General features: G+C 52.1%; 14 protein-coding genes and 1 tRNA gene. 7 read left to right on the plus strand and 8 right to left on the minus strand.

Going from position 1 to position 16,026, the window contains the following annotated elements; genetic code table 11:
- The first annotated feature begins 7 nt into the window (after positions 1-7).
- From INF77_RS00210 to INF77_RS00230, 5 genes are all read left to right on the plus strand, one after another.
- Complete coding sequence (locus INF77_RS00210) at positions 8-1,945, plus strand: bifunctional diguanylate cyclase/phosphodiesterase (protein ID WP_193532782.1); 1,938 nt, start codon at positions 8-10, stop codon at positions 1,943-1,945.
- A gap of 239 nt (positions 1,946-2,184) precedes the next feature.
- Complete coding sequence (locus INF77_RS00215) at positions 2,185-2,442, plus strand: YjhX family toxin (protein WP_028012097.1); 258 nt, start codon at positions 2,185-2,187, stop codon at positions 2,440-2,442.
- Between the two features lie 10 nt (positions 2,443-2,452).
- Complete coding sequence (locus INF77_RS00220) at positions 2,453-3,199, plus strand: cyclopropane-fatty-acyl-phospholipid synthase family protein (protein ID WP_193532807.1); 747 nt, start codon at positions 2,453-2,455, stop codon at positions 3,197-3,199.
- 137 nt (positions 3,200-3,336) lie between these two features.
- Complete coding sequence (locus INF77_RS00225; protein ID WP_193050748.1) at positions 3,337-4,191, plus strand: GIY-YIG nuclease family protein; 855 nt, start codon at positions 3,337-3,339, stop codon at positions 4,189-4,191.
- Positions 4,192-5,088: 897 nt separating this feature from the next.
- A complete protein-coding gene (locus tag INF77_RS00230; protein ID WP_023306876.1) occupies positions 5,089-5,895 on the plus strand; it encodes a DUF4225 domain-containing protein in 807 nt (268 codons plus the stop codon).
- On the opposite strand, the gene INF77_RS00235 is transcribed toward INF77_RS00230, so the two are convergent.
- From INF77_RS00235 to proB, 4 genes are all read right to left on the minus strand, one after another.
- On the minus strand, positions 5,892-6,206 hold the full coding sequence (locus INF77_RS00235) for a hypothetical protein (protein WP_015673660.1): 315 nt from the start codon (positions 6,204-6,206) through the stop codon (positions 5,892-5,894). The two genes, INF77_RS00230 and INF77_RS00235, sit on opposite strands and share 4 nt — an antisense overlap.
- Before the next feature lie 623 nt (positions 6,207-6,829).
- Positions 6,830-6,902 (minus strand) — tRNA-Thr (locus tag INF77_RS00240).
- Positions 6,903-7,013: 111 nt separating this feature from the next.
- Positions 7,014-8,267, minus strand: a complete 1,254-nt coding sequence (gene proA / locus INF77_RS00245) for a glutamate-5-semialdehyde dehydrogenase (protein WP_193532783.1) — start codon at positions 8,265-8,267, stop codon at positions 7,014-7,016.
- 11 nt (positions 8,268-8,278) lie between these two features.
- The gene (proB, locus tag INF77_RS00250; RefSeq protein WP_193532784.1) at positions 8,279-9,382 is read right to left on the minus strand and encodes a glutamate 5-kinase; all 1,104 of its coding nucleotides are present in this window, start codon (positions 9,380-9,382) and stop codon (positions 8,279-8,281) included.
- Between the two features lie 305 nt (positions 9,383-9,687).
- Here proB and phoE point away from each other — a divergent pair, with 305 nt between their 5' ends.
- The gene (phoE, locus tag INF77_RS00255; RefSeq protein WP_028012086.1) at positions 9,688-10,740 is read left to right on the plus strand and encodes a phosphoporin PhoE; all 1,053 of its coding nucleotides are present in this window, start codon (positions 9,688-9,690) and stop codon (positions 10,738-10,740) included.
- A 111-nt stretch (positions 10,741-10,851) separates the two neighbouring features.
- On the opposite strand, the gene crl is transcribed toward phoE, so the two are convergent.
- From crl to gpt, 3 genes are all read right to left on the minus strand, one after another.
- Positions 10,852-11,253 (minus strand): sigma factor-binding protein Crl, encoded by a 402-nt coding sequence (gene crl / locus INF77_RS00260; protein ID WP_193532785.1) that lies wholly within the window; start codon positions 11,251-11,253, stop codon positions 10,852-10,854.
- A gap of 57 nt (positions 11,254-11,310) precedes the next feature.
- On the minus strand, positions 11,311-12,555 hold the full coding sequence (frsA, locus tag INF77_RS00265) for an esterase FrsA (RefSeq protein ID WP_028012084.1): 1,245 nt from the start codon (positions 12,553-12,555) through the stop codon (positions 11,311-11,313).
- Between the two features lie 104 nt (positions 12,556-12,659).
- A complete protein-coding gene (gene gpt / locus INF77_RS00270; protein ID WP_003863205.1) occupies positions 12,660-13,118 on the minus strand; it encodes a xanthine phosphoribosyltransferase in 459 nt (152 codons plus the stop codon).
- A gap of 260 nt (positions 13,119-13,378) precedes the next feature.
- On the opposite strand from gpt, the gene pepD reads away from it, so the two are divergent.
- Positions 13,379-14,836 (plus strand): cytosol nonspecific dipeptidase, encoded by a 1,458-nt coding sequence (gene pepD, locus INF77_RS00275; protein ID WP_193532786.1) that lies wholly within the window; start codon positions 13,379-13,381, stop codon positions 14,834-14,836.
- 55 nt (positions 14,837-14,891) lie between these two features.
- Here the strand turns inward: pepD and dinB are convergent, their stop codons facing one another.
- Positions 14,892-15,950, minus strand: coding sequence for a DNA polymerase IV (dinB, locus tag INF77_RS00280; RefSeq protein ID WP_041911133.1), 1,059 nt, complete (start codon positions 15,948-15,950; stop codon positions 14,892-14,894).
- Positions 15,951-16,026 lie beyond the last annotated feature (76 nt).

A 16,026-nucleotide genomic window follows, 5' to 3' on the forward strand; every position in this document is an offset into this window, starting at 1 on the left:
GAACATAATGAACAGGATACTGGTTGGTATCATTTTTTCTCTTTTTATCACGACGGGATATATTGCATTTCTTGTTTACGATCGTCAGCAAGAGCTGCAAAAACTGACTCACTACACTGAGTCCTGGTCCGTGGCTCAACTGGTATCAGAGTACTACCGATTTGAATCATGGCTTGGTCTATACGCAACCGATACCGATGACGTTACGATAGACCAGGCCCGCATGCGTCTCGAAATTATGCTCAGCCAGGGCGAGTTACTGAACGGGGGAGACTTAGGCCGCTATATTGAGAGCGATAAAACGCATCAAGAGATCGCTGCACGCCTGAAAGAAATACTGGCGTATCTGGACAGTAACCTGGAAAAAATGAGCCATGAAGAATTAAAAAAGTTCCTGGCAAATATGCACCTGCTCGACGCGCCGCTCAGTCAACTGTCTTCAAGCGCATTAACCAAAGATATTAACACAATTAATGAATCCAACCATAAAATACAGATCCTATATTATATTTACTCTGTACTTTCGTTACTTCTGGTGATATTAAGCTTTATTCTGGGATTCTTAATGATCTATCAGAATAAAAATATTCTTAAAGCCCACATGCAGGTTAAAACCCTCGCTGACGAACTTCAGCGGTCAAAAGAAACGCTGCAAATACAGAATTCGAAGCTGGAATATGATGTGTATCATGACTCCCTTACCGGCATGAAAAACCGTCTATTCTTCTGGGACGATCTCAATAAAATTACCCTTCAGGCAGATAAAAACCATACCCCTGTCACGGTGATGTTATTTGATTTAGACCGGTTCAAAGAGGTCAACGATACCTATGGCCATGACGCCGGCGATTTACTGTTGAATCAGGTATCCCGACGGCTTACCTCAATGAGTAACGCGACGGATACGTTTTACCGCCTGGGCGGTGACGAATTTGCACTTCTCTCCAGCGGCCTGACCGAGAACGCAGCGGTTTCGCGCGCCAAAGAGATCAGCGCTCACATCAGTCTGCCCTATACGATCAATAACCAGCTGATAAAAATTGCCACCTGTGTAGGTATCGTTTTATCTGATAATGAGCGGCGCTCTGATTATCTCTATAAATTTGCCGATCTGGCCCTCTACGAAGCCAAAAAAGAGGGCTCACAGCAGATAAAAGTCTTCCGTCAGTGGATGCTGCAGAAGCTGCAGGAAAGCAGAACCCTTGAGCATGATATGGCTCTCGCGATCAGCAACCATGAATTCGTTGTTTATTACCAGCCTATTGTCGATTCATTCAGCAATGAAATTTACGGCTATGAAGCGCTTATTCGCTGGATACACCCGGTAAAGGGGATTTTGTCGCCTGATTACTTTATTTCTGTTGCTGAAAAAACAGGAATGATCAATGAGATTGGCAAAAATGTGCTTGAACTTGCCTGCCGGGAGGCGGTTTCCTGGGCGGTTCCGGCCAGAATCTCGGTAAACGTTTCACCTGTTCAGTTGGGGACTAAATCATTTACTGCAATGGTTCAGTCCATCCTGAAAGAGACAGGCCTGCCGGCCAGCCGCCTTGAGCTGGAAGTTACGGAGTCTTCGCTCTTCAGTGACAGCAACACGCCGCTTACTATTCTCAAAAAGCTCAGATCGCTGGGGGTAAAAATCTCCATTGATGATTTCGGAACGGGTTATTCCTCGTTATCAAGGCTGAGTGAACTCAATTTTGATAAAATTAAAATTGATAAATCCTTTGTGAATCCGATATCCACCCAAGACGATGCGCTTAATATTGTTAAACTGATAACCGGCATGGCGAAGAGCCTCAATATGCGGGTCATTGCAGAAGGTGTGGAAACCGAAGCGCAGCTTGAACGGCTTCAGGCGCTGGGCTGCGATCTTGTGCAGGGCTATCTGTTCGGAAAGCCACAGGCTGAAATCGATAAAAATATAAAAAACGGTACAGTGTGATCTTACCGGGATCACACTTTTCACCCCTGGGTATACACATACAATGACCGGGTGTTATCATTCACCCCGTAAATACCTTTCAACTCAATCCGAGGCTTTGATGCTGGAGAATGTAATCATCCGATAATCAGCTCCCCGACCTTTTCAGGCCGGACTGATTATCAATGCGCCGAAATCGAATGCGGACACCGCTGTGTGTTTGCACGTTTTGCACATGATGATTAAACAGGTTTTCCAGTATGAATTTATCCCGTCAGGAACAGCGTACCTTACACGTTCTCGCCAAAGGTGGCCGTATTGTGCACGTCCGCGATACGTCCGGCCGCGTCACCGCCGTTGAATGCTACAGCCGCGAAGGGCTATTGCTCAGCGACTGCACGCTCGCCGTCTTCAAAAAGCTCAAAACCAAAAAGCTGATCAAATCCGTTAACGGTCAGCCCTACCGCATTAATACTACCGGGCTGAACAACGTCCGTGCCCAGCCTGATAATCGTTAAGGAGAGGATGATGGATATCCCACGCATATTTACTGTTAGCGAAAGCGAACACCGCATTCATAACCCCTTCACGCCAGAAAAGTACGCCACGCTCGGGCGCGTGTTACGCATGAAGCCAGGCGCGCGCCTTCTCGATCTCGGAAGCGGTTCGGGAGAGATGCTTTGCACCTGGGCACGCGATCACGGAATTACTGGTATTGGCATCGATATGAGCCCGCTCTTTACCGCGCAGGCAACGCGGCGCGCAGAGGTGCTCGGCGTCAGCGAACGCGTCCATTTTGTGCATGACGACGCGGCTGGCTACGTGGCAGATGAACAATGCGACGTGGCGGCCTGTGTTGGCGCCACATGGATTGCGGGCGGCGTTGCCGGGACGATGGACCTGCTGGCACAAAGCCTTAAGCCCGGGGGAATCATGCTCATCGGTGAACCTTACTGGCGACAGGTTCCCGCAACGGAGGAGACGGCTCGGGCTTGCGGCGTCTCCTCCACCGCAGACTTTCTCACCCTGCCCGACCTTGTCGCGTCTTTCGATCGCCAGGGCTATGACCTGGTCGAAATGGTGCTGGCAGATCAGGAAGGGTGGGACAGATACGAAGCCGCGAAATGGATGACCCTGCGCCGCTGGCTGGAGCAAAACCCCGACGATGATTTTGCACAGGAGGTGCGCGCGGAGCTGACGGCAGCGCCTAAGCGCCATGTGGCTTACACAAGGGAATATATTGGCTGGGGCGTGTTTGCGTTAATTGCACGATAGGAGGGAGTGGCGGTATAGCCTTTTGGGGCTATACCGGCCTTAAGCATGAAGCGCTCAGCATTGTGAACGCTGCGCTACGCCTGGCATGAAAAAACTTCTATCATTGCTTTTTCTGTTACCGCATTCACAGGCGCTTTATGGACACCCCTTCTTTTCTCTATTTATTGCTTTTCCCGGCCAAAAAGATGATGAAAGTGGGTAAAGCCAATAATATCTATAACCGCATTCAGTCGCTAAAACGGGTCTGGGGCGATGTGGATTATGCCCATTCTTACCGCATTGCGTTACCACAGTCCGAGGTCTTTAAGCTGGAAAAAATGCTGCATTTTCTTTTGGCCAAATATCAAACGGGCATTGATGCCGGCGACGGCTATACCGAGCTGTTTTCCATTGAGGCGCTGGAGCCCGCCATTAAGCATATTCATTACGTCATTGAGCATGGGGTCATTGATGCTCAGCTCCTTCAGGGAATCGAAAAGCCACAGCTTCGGCCCGGCAAAAGCGCGGCGCATCGCCACGCGAAAATGAAAAAGCGGTCAGATACTATGATTAACAACGTTGTCAGGGTGACGGAACAGTTCAGCAGGATAAATCGTTTACTGCTTATCTTGCTATTTAAGCAGCACCGCCTTCGTTATCAATATGACATTGAAGGTAATACCATACTGTTTCGGATAGCAGACAACCGTACTGACCAACGCGATGCTCACAAAATAATGCGCATGTTCAGCTTTTTTATTGAAGACTTCAGATACTTGGGCGGGACCAACTACTGCTCGGGGGTCTTTGGTGAAGGCACGGTCACGCAATACAACGTGGAGTTGATTTCGGGCGACCCTGACGCACATCCTCTGGTGGCCTATCTCGCCTCGCAAACAGAGCGCTTGTTTAATAAATTGCCATCGCGATCGGCGTTATTAATGGAAGATCTGCCGATACTGGAATCGAGCCGAATCCTGCGTAGGGTATTACAGAGTGATGACGAGGATTAAGTTGCTTATGCGGCGACACTTAATGCTATTCAAGGGCAAGACGACGTACTGTCATCAAGACAGATGCCCTCTGGTGAATCCTGTATCGCGCTGTGGGAAGTCATGGATTATCGGTACGCCAGTTATATCTGGTGCTAGAAATCGCCGCTGAGGGCTTCTGGTGAAGCGTAGAAGGGATTGATGGGACTGCATGCGCTGGTGTGGAAAAAGATACGCATCTATGACCGCCAGGATGGGAGAATTTCGCCAGGTGAGGGTAGACCTTCTACCCGTTGTGGTAACGTCGCCGTAGTGGCTTTGTATCTGCTGGTGAATAGAAAAATATGCTTTTATGGCGTTTAATGCTCTGGCAGAATCAAAGGCCTGAAACCTGAAGTTGTGGGGTGACCAGACAAACTCATCCAAAATCCTTGAACAAGTAAACTCACCTCAAGTCCTCCCGAATGCTATCCTTCTGTTGATCAAATCGCTGTTGTATACCCCGCTTCACGCCAACGCGCCGAAAAGCAATACCTGACCAAAAAAGCCAAGTACTTATAAGATACAATATGTTAAATTACTGTACAATTAGTGAACAGATGCACTTCAAAACATCAAGTTATCTCCCTTGCGTCAGCCCAAAGCAGCATTGTGTAACTGCACTGCTTGTTGCAGTGAGGCGTGTCGCTGAAGGCATCACGTAGCGATATTTGGCGAAGAAAAGCGCTTTTCACCGAGGGTCTGGGCTGACGGTCTAGCAGATCACCAACAGAGCCGGGGATATTTTGAACAGGTGAATGTAAACTGGAAGGATAAAACAACGGGACACCCACGGGGGCGGGTTGTGAAAGTATTTCCTGTTATCTTCGACCTTATTGCACGTAAAATGACCAGACACATTTTGGGAAGGAGTCTTTAATGGATATTGCGCTGCTCAACAGGGGCTGGAACAGAACATGGTCAGATACCATGGTAAATCTGGAAGCCCGGAAACTCGTCGAAACTGCAAATCGGCTATCAGCATTCTATTTGCAAGATGGGATAACACGTATCAAGTTTGTCGAAGAGATAAGGCAGGTCGTAGAGAAAGAATTTGAAACTGCACGACGGGCCAAAACCGATGAAGAATGCATTGCATGCATCAAAAATCTGCGTGCCGAAACAGATAATCTGCAAGAACAAGAACGCCTGTTAAGAACCAGAGCCGCCCAACTTTATGCAAAGGTCGAGTTTGTCAGGGAAAACAATAAAATTGTCGGATATGTTATTTCGGCAATCCATATAGTGGTATCTGGAGCAGCATTATTTGGTGGGATGGTTATGATGTCCACTATGACCCCTGTTGGAGTTCTTGCAGGAGCAGTTTTATTTGTTGATGGTATTAACGGTATAACAAAAGAAGCAAGCCATCTTCGCTATGGTGAACAATCCAAATCGGAAGGGATTTTTGCTGATGGCGCAATGGAGACCGCACAATTTATGGGGTTTAGCCCAAAAAGTGGATTAGCTCTTTATAATACGGTGACTCTAGGGGCGAGTGTCTATAGTATCTTCGGCTTAGCAAGGAAACCCGGAGCTTGGCGATTATTCCGTTGGCTGCCGCGTGATTACTACCGAAAAGTTGACACAATGAGCAAGCCTAAGCTAACGATGAAAATCGCTGGATATGGTGTCAAAGCGAAAGTCATTTTTGATCTTCTGGCTACTGATAACAGTACTAATTAAGATTTGTTCGCTCTACAGAATCGCCAAGATTTATAAGCAAGTACAGGCGGTTGTATAAAAATTGCAACCGCTGCGCCACAAGAAAGGCCAATAGCACCAGAGAAAACACTCTGCTCAGATGCGAACATCACAAGAAAAATGAATACAGCAAGGCAACCGGATACAACCCACACGGCTAGAATAAATCGCCTGGCCAGGTCCCTGATTGCATTCCCCAACGTTCCACCATAGCTTTCAACGTTGTTCTTTATCTTCTTCAAATCCGATGGTGTAAAGCCAGAACTCAACAAAGCCTCATCAGTAACATCCATATTGTCCTCTCCGTATTTCTTAACTGGCAATGGCACACATAATCATAATGATGAACTTTACAGTAATCCATATGATGTTTGTGCAATGTATCAGATTTCAGACAATAGCATCCATAAAGCCCCGTTAGTGGTACAAGCAACAAGCGGAGCGTAGCAACTTCATCTGGCCAACCTGGTTGGTTTCGCTTTGCGGAAGTCACCAGTGACCAAATCAGATTGTCAGAGGGATCACACCTTATCAGGGTGCTCATTTACCTTTTGGAGCGTGAGCGAAGCGCTGGCAGAGCCGGATCTGTAGCTACCGGAGCATTACCACTATTCACCTGTTTACGCAGCCACAAGGCCGCACATCGGGCTTAAATGCGTGTGATCAATCTGTTTCGGGAGGATTTAGAGACGTTGGCAGCGTCATCAGCTTCGAGTTGATAGCGGTTCGTGGGGACTGTTCACGCTTTGTACCTGTTCGAGCTTTACAACTACAGGCCGCTACGTGCTCACATCCCTGAGTAGCCACTGTTAACCATAGCGGCAACTGTTGGTCATAGAATCCCTTAAAAAAAGATTATACCTTGAGAGCGATAATCGCCTTAAATCAGTGTTTTTATAGGATTTTGTTGTGTGAGTGCCGATAATAGGAGTCGAACCTACGACCTTCGCATTACGAATGCGCTGCTCTACCAACTGAGCTATATCGGCCCTGAAAGGCCAGTTACGAGTGTAACCACGGGGCAAAAGGTTAGATCTAACCGGGTGATGCGTCAATGCCCTTTTGAATCAAACGGCTATTTTTGCATCACCCGTGACTATTTACGCACGAATAGTATCGTCACCGAAGCCGATCCACTTATAGGTGGTCAGCGCTTCAAGGCCCATCGGACCGCGCGCGTGCAGTTTCTGCGTGCTGACCGCCACTTCTGCGCCAAGTCCGAACTGGCCGCCGTCCGTGAAGCGGGTGGAGGCGTTCACATATACCGCAGAGGAATCCACTTCATTCACAAAGCGATCGGCATTGCGCAGCGTACGCGTCAGGATCGCGTCAGAATGCTGCGTGCCGTGTTCACGAATGTGCGCAATAGCGTCGTCGAGATCCGCAACCACCTTCACGTTCAGGTCCAGCGACAGGAACTCGTCGTCGTACTGCTCCGCTTTTACGGGAACCACGCTAGCCGGGCCACCCTGGAGCAGCGCGAGGGCATTGGTATCAGCGTGAAGCGTCACCCCGCTCTCCGCCATCTGTTTGCTCAGGACTGGCAGGAAAGTACTCGCAATCCCCTGGTGCACCAGCAGCGTTTCCACGGTGTTACAGGTGCTTGGACGCTGGGTTTTGGCGTTGACGATAATCTTCAGCGCTGGCTCAATTTCGGCGCTGTCGTCTACCACGATATGGCATACGCCGATGCCGCCCGTGATGACCGGAATGGTCGACTGCTCGCGGCACAGCTTGTGCAGGCCCGCGCCACCGCGTGGGATCAGCATGTCGATGTATTTGTCCATGCGCAGCATCTCGTTGACCAGCGCGCGGTCAGGGCTCTCAATCGCCTGCACGGCACCCGCCGGCAAACCGCACTCTTCCAGCGCCTGCTGGATGACTTTCACCGTCGCGGCGTTGGTGCGCCAGGTCTCTTTCCCACCGCGCAAAATGGCGGCATTACCTGTTTTCAGGCACAGGGAAGCGACGTCAACCGTCACGTTCGGACGGGCTTCATAAATCACGCCGATGACGCCGAGCGGCACGCGGCGACGCTCCAGACGCAAACCGCTGTCGAGCAGCCCACCGTCAATCACCTGCCCTACCGGGTCGGCCAGATTACAAACCTGACGGACATCGTCGGCGATACTTTTAAGACGCGCCGGGTTCAGCGCCAGGCGGTCGAGCATCGCTTCGCTCAGGCCGTTTCGACGCGCTTCCAGCAGATCCTGCTCGTTGGCAAGCAAAATGTCCTGAGACTGTGCTTCCAGATAATCAGCGATTTTTTCCAGCACGCGGTTTTTCTCGCGGCTGGAAAGGAGCGCCAGTTTGTAAGAGGCGGCCTTCGCGGCTGCGCCCATTTGTTCCAGCATGTTCTGGCTCCTTAACGAATAATCATGTCATCGCGATGCACGGCAACCGGGCCATATTCATAGCCCAGAATAGCGTCGATCTGCTGCGAGTGGTGGCCCGAAATGCGGCGCAGGGCATCGCTGTTATAGCGGCTTACGCCATGCGCGATGTCGCGACCTTCCAGGTTACGGATGCGGATCACTTCACCACGGGAGAAGTTGCCTGTCACGCTTTTAATTCCTTTAGGAAGCAATGAACTCCCTCGTTCCAGAATCGCCGCGGTTGCCCCTTCATCAACGGTGAGTTCACCGGCAGGCGGCGCGCCAAAGATCCAGCGCTTGCGGTTCTCCAGCGGGGATTCCTGGGCGTGGAAGCGGGTGCCGACGGAAATGCCTTCCATCACGTCGCCAATCACGCCAGGGCGGCTGCCCGCAGCAATGATGGTGTCGATACCGGCGCGGCACGCCACGTCGGCGGCCTGCAGCTTGGTCCCCATCCCGCCCGTTCCGAGGCCGGACACGCTGTCACCGGCGATGGCGCGCAGGGCATCGTCGATACCATGAACATCGGTAATCAGCTCGGCTTCCGGGTTGGAGCGCGGGTCGGCGGTGAACAGCCCCTGCTGATCGGTCAGAAGCAGGAGTTTATCGGCACCGGCCAGGATGGCGGCCAGCGCAGAGAGGTTATCGTTATCGCCCACTTTTATTTCAGCGGTGGCAACGGCATCGTTTTCGTTGATAACGGGAACAATATTGTTGTCCAGCAGCGCGCGCAGGGTATCGCGGGCGTTCAGGAAGCGCTCCCGGTCTTCCATATCCGCACGCGTCAGCAGCATCTGCCCGACGTGAATACCGTAGATAGAGAACAGCTGTTCCCAGAGTTGAATGAGTCGGCTTTGTCCCACGGCGGCCAGCAGCTGTTTAGAGGCGATCGTCGCGGGGAGTTCGGGATAACCCAGGTGTTCACGCCCGGCGGCAATCGCCCCGGAGGTCACAATCACAATACGGTGCCCTGCGGCATGCAGCTGAGCGCACTGGCGTACAAGCTCAACAATGTGGGCGCGATTTAGGCGGCGCGATCCGCCTGTTAACACACTGGTACCGAGTTTTACCACCAGCGTCTGGCTGTCACTCATGATTCTCTGCCGTTCAACGATAAGGGAAAGTAATGTCGAACGAACGTTTTAACAGGAGTCAGCCCGGTTGCCAACTGCCTTAGTGCATCACCAGGCACTTTGTTGCGCGGGATCAGGAAGCGTAGCGGCAGAATTTGACAAATTTATTACCGTAATAATAAATCACAGTTTTTTAAAATTATTCTTAGTTTGTCATAAAAGTTTCATTCCAGAACGATAAAACCCTTCCTGTTTTTTCACGGGACTTAAGCATCAGCTTATCGTCCAGCGAATTTTTAAAGCGCGTTTATAAGACAGGATCGAAAATGAAAAAGAGCACTCTGGCATTAGTGGTTATGGGCGTGGTGGCTTCCGCATCTGTTCACGCAGCAGAAGTTTATAATAAAAACGGTAATAAACTGGACGTGTACGGCAAAGTGAAAGCTATGCACTATATCAGTGATGATGACACCAAAGATGGTGACCAGACTTACGTTCGTTTCGGTTTTAAAGGCGAAACCCAGATTAACGATCAGCTGACGGGCTACGGCCGTTGGGAAGCTGAATTCGCAGGTAACAAAGCTGAAAGCGACTCCTCGCAGAAAACACGTCTGGCGTTCGCCGGTATTAAACTGAAAGACTTTGGTTCACTGGATTACGGCCGTAACCTGGGCGCGCTTTATGACGTCGCGGCATACACCGATATGTTCCCTGAGTTCGGCGGTGACGGCCTGGCACAGACCGACAACTTCATGACGAAACGTGCCTCCGGACTGGCCACCTACCGCAATACCGACTTCTTTGGCATGGTAGACGGTCTTGATATGACCCTGCAGTACCAGGGCAAAAACGAAAACCGCGACGTGAAAAAGCAGAACGGTGACGGCTTTGGTACGTCTCTGGCCTATGACTTCGGCGGCAGCGATTTCTCCGTCATTGGTGCTTATGCCAGCTCCGATCGCACCAACGCGCAGAACCTGCAGGCGCGCGGTGAAGGTAAAAAAGCCGAGGGCTGGGCAACCGGTCTGAAATACGACGCGAACGATATTTACCTGGCCACTATTTATTCTGAAACCCGCAATATGGCCCCTATCTCCGGTGGTTTTGCAAATAAAGCGCAAAACTTCGAAGTGGTTGCACAATATCAGTTTGACTTTGGTCTGCGCCCATCCGTGGGTTATGTACAGTCCAAAGGTAAAGATATCGAAGGCATTGGCGACGAAGATATCGTGAAATATATTGACGTGGGCGCCACGTATTACTTCAACAAAAACATGTCCGCGTTTGTTGATTATAAAATCAACCAGATTGACGACGATAATAAGCTGGGCGTGAGCAGCGATGATATCGTTGCGCTGGGTGTGACGTATCAGTTCTAAGATTATCCAAATAAGAAAATCCCGGCATACAAGCCGGGATTTTTTTGCCCAGGGTAAATGCGGTCTGCTGCCCTCACCCCAGCCCTCTTCCACAGGAAGAGGGAGAAACCATTACGCGGTCAGCTTCACCGCTTCGCTGGAAAAGTCATCCGCTGGCTCGAACTTAAGGTCCAGGGTGGCCAGCAGCGCGCTCGCTTTGTCGTGGAACTCTTTCAGGGTGTATTCCAGGCGATCGATCACTTCCTGATCTTTGATGGTAGTAGCCTGCCAGTTGCCGTCTTTGTTAAACAGGCCAAACTGATAGCTATACGTAAAACGTGTCTCCTCTGCTTCCATTTCCATCCACCAGCCCCAGAATTCACGTTTTTCGGGTGCAGGCTTCACGTTGACGCATACAGCCAGGCAGTCGAAAAAAAAGCGATTCTCTTCACACTGCTCTTCTCGAATATACGGGCCGAGAGCCATAAATTTCTTGATCAGCCTACTTTTCGGGTGTCCACTCGGTAACGTCATTGCGATCTCCTTTTGTGAAGCCACTGTTTTACCAAACCAGCGAAATTTAGCAATCTATTAACACACTCTCTGGGCGATCCAGCGCGTGATCTCTTTCAAGGCTTTGTCAAAATTCTGATACACCGGGCTGAACGGCACCTCAAGCAATTTGCCATCCGCAGATGACGAAGTGATTAAGCGCGACTCTTCTTCCGGGCTGAACGGATCGTTTTTCCAGAAACCGGACAGCATCGGCGTCGGGCAGCGGCGTCCAAGCAACCCTTGCGTTTTTAACGAGTAGCGATTGAGTTCGACACGCAGCGCTTCGTCTGAGGCATCATGCATGCCAAGTCGACTGGCAAGGACGTCCAGATACATCTCCGGCACGCTGCCCTGACGGGCAGGATCGCTGAGCAGGGCGTGAACCACCGGGCCCAGGCAGGCGACGGCCTTCAGACGTGAAGATTCAAGGTAAGCCAGACGCACCGCAACGTTGGCACCAAAACGGAAGCCGAACGCCGCGACGCGGGTGTGGTCAACCCACGGAACATTTTCCAGCGCTTTAAGCGCATGCTGGTGCAGCAGGCTCGAATCCTGCGTTAACTTCCACTTCGATGAGAATCCAATAGAAGGCATATCGAGCGTCAGCATCGCGATCCCTTTTGGTGCGAAGTAGCGCTCATACAGGCTGTAATAGTCGATTTGCAGGGAATCCAGCCCGCCGCACATTAGCACGGTCGGGAACGGGCCGTCGCCTTCAGGCATGTGCAGGAACCCGGTGACGGGCGCACCGCCCGGAACGGCGAACTCAAGCTCGCGCATCTGACCCGGCAGACGTTGAGCAGCCTCCTCATAGGCACGATTCGCCAGCGCCTGAGCCTGCTCGGCCAGCTCATCCCCTTTCAAATGCGGATAGGCGGCGATGGCGTAGAGGTTGGCCGCATGCAGCCAGTGCTTGCCGCTTCGCGTGGCATCCTCTTCCTGGCTGGCTTTTTGCTGCCAGAGCATCGCCTGTTTAGACCATTCGTAGATCCAGTTCCCGCCCCGGTAGCCCACCACCGTGTCGTAGAGCTCACTGTCGGTACGCTCCGACTCGCTCATTACGATACGCGCCTGCACGTCGAGGATTTCACGGGGATCGATACCGCGCCAGATCCACATCAGGCGGTTAATCATGCGATACCAGTGGGGCACGTTTTTACCGTCTAACGCAGACTGGACGGCAGGCATGGTTCCCGGATTAAACCGACGGACCAGCGTCGACGTTTCAGGGTGTTTGAAACGGGGTTTGAAGAGAGTCTCGGTGAGATTCGCCTGCGTCATTGCGTTGCCTCCATGGATACGTCATATAGTGCCCATTGTAACGCGTGGCGGGATAAAAAGAACAACGCCCGGCATAGCCGGGCGTGTAAAGTTACGTACTGAAATTAACGGCCTGAAATAGGCGGTACGAAGACCACGCCCATATCCCACGGCTGTTCAATCCAGGTATCCTGTGGGATATCAATGACGTAATCGTCAACCAGTGGGCGACCCGCTGGCTTAGCGAAGATCGTCACGAAGTGCGCTTTCGGGTACATTTCGCGAATAGCGACCGCAGTACCGCCGGTGTCCACCAGATCGTCGATAACGATGAAGCCTTCACCGTCGCCTTCAGCGCGTTTCAGCACTTTCAGCTCACGCTGGTTATCATGGTCATAGCTGGAGATGCAGACGGTATCGACATGACGAATACCCAGCTCACGTGCCAGCAGCGCCCCCGGTACCAGACCGCCACGGCTGACGGCAATAATGCCTTTCCACTGTTCGGAAGGCATCAGACGCGCAGCCAGTTTGCGTGCGTGAATCTGCAACATGTCCCAGGTGACGACGTATTTTTCGCTCATGTGAAGTGTCCCAGCCTGTTTTTATACGGCTTAAAAAGTGTTCGAGGGGGAAATAGGTTGCGCGAGATTATAGAGATCTGGCGCACTAAAAACCAGTGTTTAGCGCTCCCTGCCTGAGTTTTTACATGCTTTATGCTACCAGCCAGCAGAGAAAGTGGTATTCTCAGTTGCATCTCGCAAGCCTGTCTTGTGGTAACTATTAACCTGCTAACCCTGTGGCCTGCAACCCTGTTTGCAGCGCCTCGACAAGGAGACTTATCGTGTCTGAACTGTCTCAATTATCTCCGCAGCCGCTGTGGGATATTTTTGCCAAAATTTGCTCCATTCCACACCCTTCCTACCATGAAGAACAGCTTGCCGAACATATTATGGGTTGGGCGAAGGAAAAAGGTCTGCACGCAGAGCGCGACCAGGTTGGCAACATTCTGATCCGCAAACCGGCTACTGCAGGCATGGAAAACCGTAAACCGGTTGTACTGCAGGCGCACCTGGACATGGTGCCACAGAAAAACAACGACACCGTTCACGACTTCACTAAAGACCCAATCCAGCCGTACATCGATGGCGACTGGGTAAAAGCGCGCGGCACCACCCTGGGCGCGGACAACGGCATCGGTATGGCCTCTGCGCTGGCGGTGCTGGCTGACGACAGCGTTGAACACGGTCCGCTGGAAGTGCTGCTGACCATGACCGAAGAAGCGGGCATGGACGGCGCGTTCGGTCTGCAGGCGAACTGGCTGCAGGCAGATATCCTGATCAACACCGACTCCGAAGAAGAAGGTGAGATCTACATGGGCTGCGCGGGCGGGATTGATTTCATCTCTACCCTGCCGCTGTCACGCGAAGCGATCCCTGCTGGCTTCCAGACCTTCAAGCTGACGCTGAAAGGGCTGAAAGGCGGCCACTCCGGCGGTGATATTCACCTGGGCCTGGGTAACGCCAACAAACTGCTGGCGCGCTTCCTGGCGGGCCACGCGGCCGAGCTGGACCTGCGTCTGGTGGACTTCAACGGCGGCACCCTGCGCAACGCGATCCCACGCGAAGCCTTTGCCACGGTTGCGGTGCCAGCGGCGAAAGCGGACGAGCTGAAAAAACTCTCCAGCATCTACCTGGATATCCTGAAAAACGAATTGTCGGCGAAAGAGAAGAACCTGACCGTGGTGCTGGAATCCGTGTCTACGGATAAAGCCGCCCTGACCGCGCAGTCTCGCGACAGCTTCGTTCAGCTGCTGAACGCGACGCCAAACGGCGTGATTCGCAACTCTGACGTGGCGAAAGGCGTGGTGGAAACCTCTCTGAACGTGGGCGTGGTGACCATGAACGACGACAGCGCGGAAATTATCTGCCTGATCCGCTCCCTGATCGACAGCGGTAAAGAGTATGTAGTAAGCATGCTGGAATCTCTGGGTGCGCTGGCGGGCGCGAAAACCTCCGCCAAAGGCAGCTACCCTGGCTGGCAGCCGGATGCAAGCTCTCCGGTGATGGCGCTGGTGCGTGAAACTTATCAGCGTCTGTTCAACAGCACCCCGAACATCCAGGTGATCCACGCGGGTCTGGAATGTGGTCTGTTTAAGAAGCCGTATCCGGACATGGACATGGTTTCCATCGGGCCAACCATTACCGGTCCACACTCGCCGGATGAGCAGGTTCATATTGAAAGTGTCGGCCATTACTGGACGCTGTTGACGGAACTGCTGAAGGCGATTCCTGCGAAGTAATTTGTCGTCTGTTGCCCGGCGGCGCTACGCTTGCCGGGCCTACGATGAGTGTAATCTACAATCCCAAAACCAGCTGACGCTCCAGCTGCGGATCCAGCAGCGTGACGTGCAGTCCCACCAGCCTCACCCCTCGTCCGCCTCGTCGTTCTTCCCACGCCTTTTTCGCTGTTGCGATAAGATCTTCTTTGTTCAGGCGCGGCCAGACGTGCTCCTGCGTCGTCTGCTGAAAGTCGTTAAATTTCAGCTTGATGCCCTGTCGGGCAATCAGTAAATCAGGCTTTACTTTGATCAGGCGTCGCTCCAGCTCTGGATAGAGCTGTTCCGTAATAATGGTTTCGCATTCCGACCAGTCATGGATGTCTTCGCTCAGCGTGCGCTCAACCCCGACCGATTTACGAAGCCGTTCGTTGTTTACATCGCGGTCGTCAATGCCCTGACTGCGCTCCCACAGCACGCGGCCAAACTTCCCAAAGCGCTTGAGCAGCATAGCCAGGTCGCTTCGCTGCACATCTTCGCAGGTGCGTAACCCCATACTTTCCAGCTTCGCGGCGGAGACTTTGCCTACGCCGGGGATTTTGCCAAGCGGCAGCGTTTTTAAAAACGCCGGGACCTCTTCAGGGGTGATGACGTACTGGCCGTTGGGTTTATTTAAATCGGAAGCAATTTTGGCGAGAAATTTTACCGGCGCGACGCCTGCCGACGCGGTGAGATTCAGCTCGTTGAAAATGGTCTGGCGGATCTCCTGCGCCATCAGGGTAGCGGAGCCGTGACAATGCAGGCTGTCGGTGACGTCCAGATAGGCTTCGTCCAGCGAAAGCGGTTCAATCAGTGAGGTGTAGCGGGAGAAGATTTCGCGTATATGGTTTGAGGCTTCTTTATAGGCGTCAAAGCGCCCTGGCAAAAGAGTAAGGTGCGGACACAGTTTCAGCGCCATCGCCGTCGGCATGGCGCTGCGCACGCCAAATTTGCGTGCAGGATAGTTGGCGGTGCTGATCACACCGCGCTGAACGCGGCTGCCGCCAATGGCGATGGGAATATCCCGCAGCGCCGGGTTGTCACGCATCTCCACTGCGGCAAAAAAGCAGTCCATATCGACATGGATTATTTTGCGCATCGGTCATACCACACATGTATTTATATACAGTATAACAAAAGGCAAAAAATGCGTCAGCTATTTTCCTTACTCACGG

The sequence above is a fragment of the Enterobacter cloacae complex sp. P1B genome (assembly GCF_014982345.1).
GTDB lineage: Bacteria > Pseudomonadota > Gammaproteobacteria > Enterobacterales > Enterobacteriaceae > Enterobacter > Enterobacter bugandensis.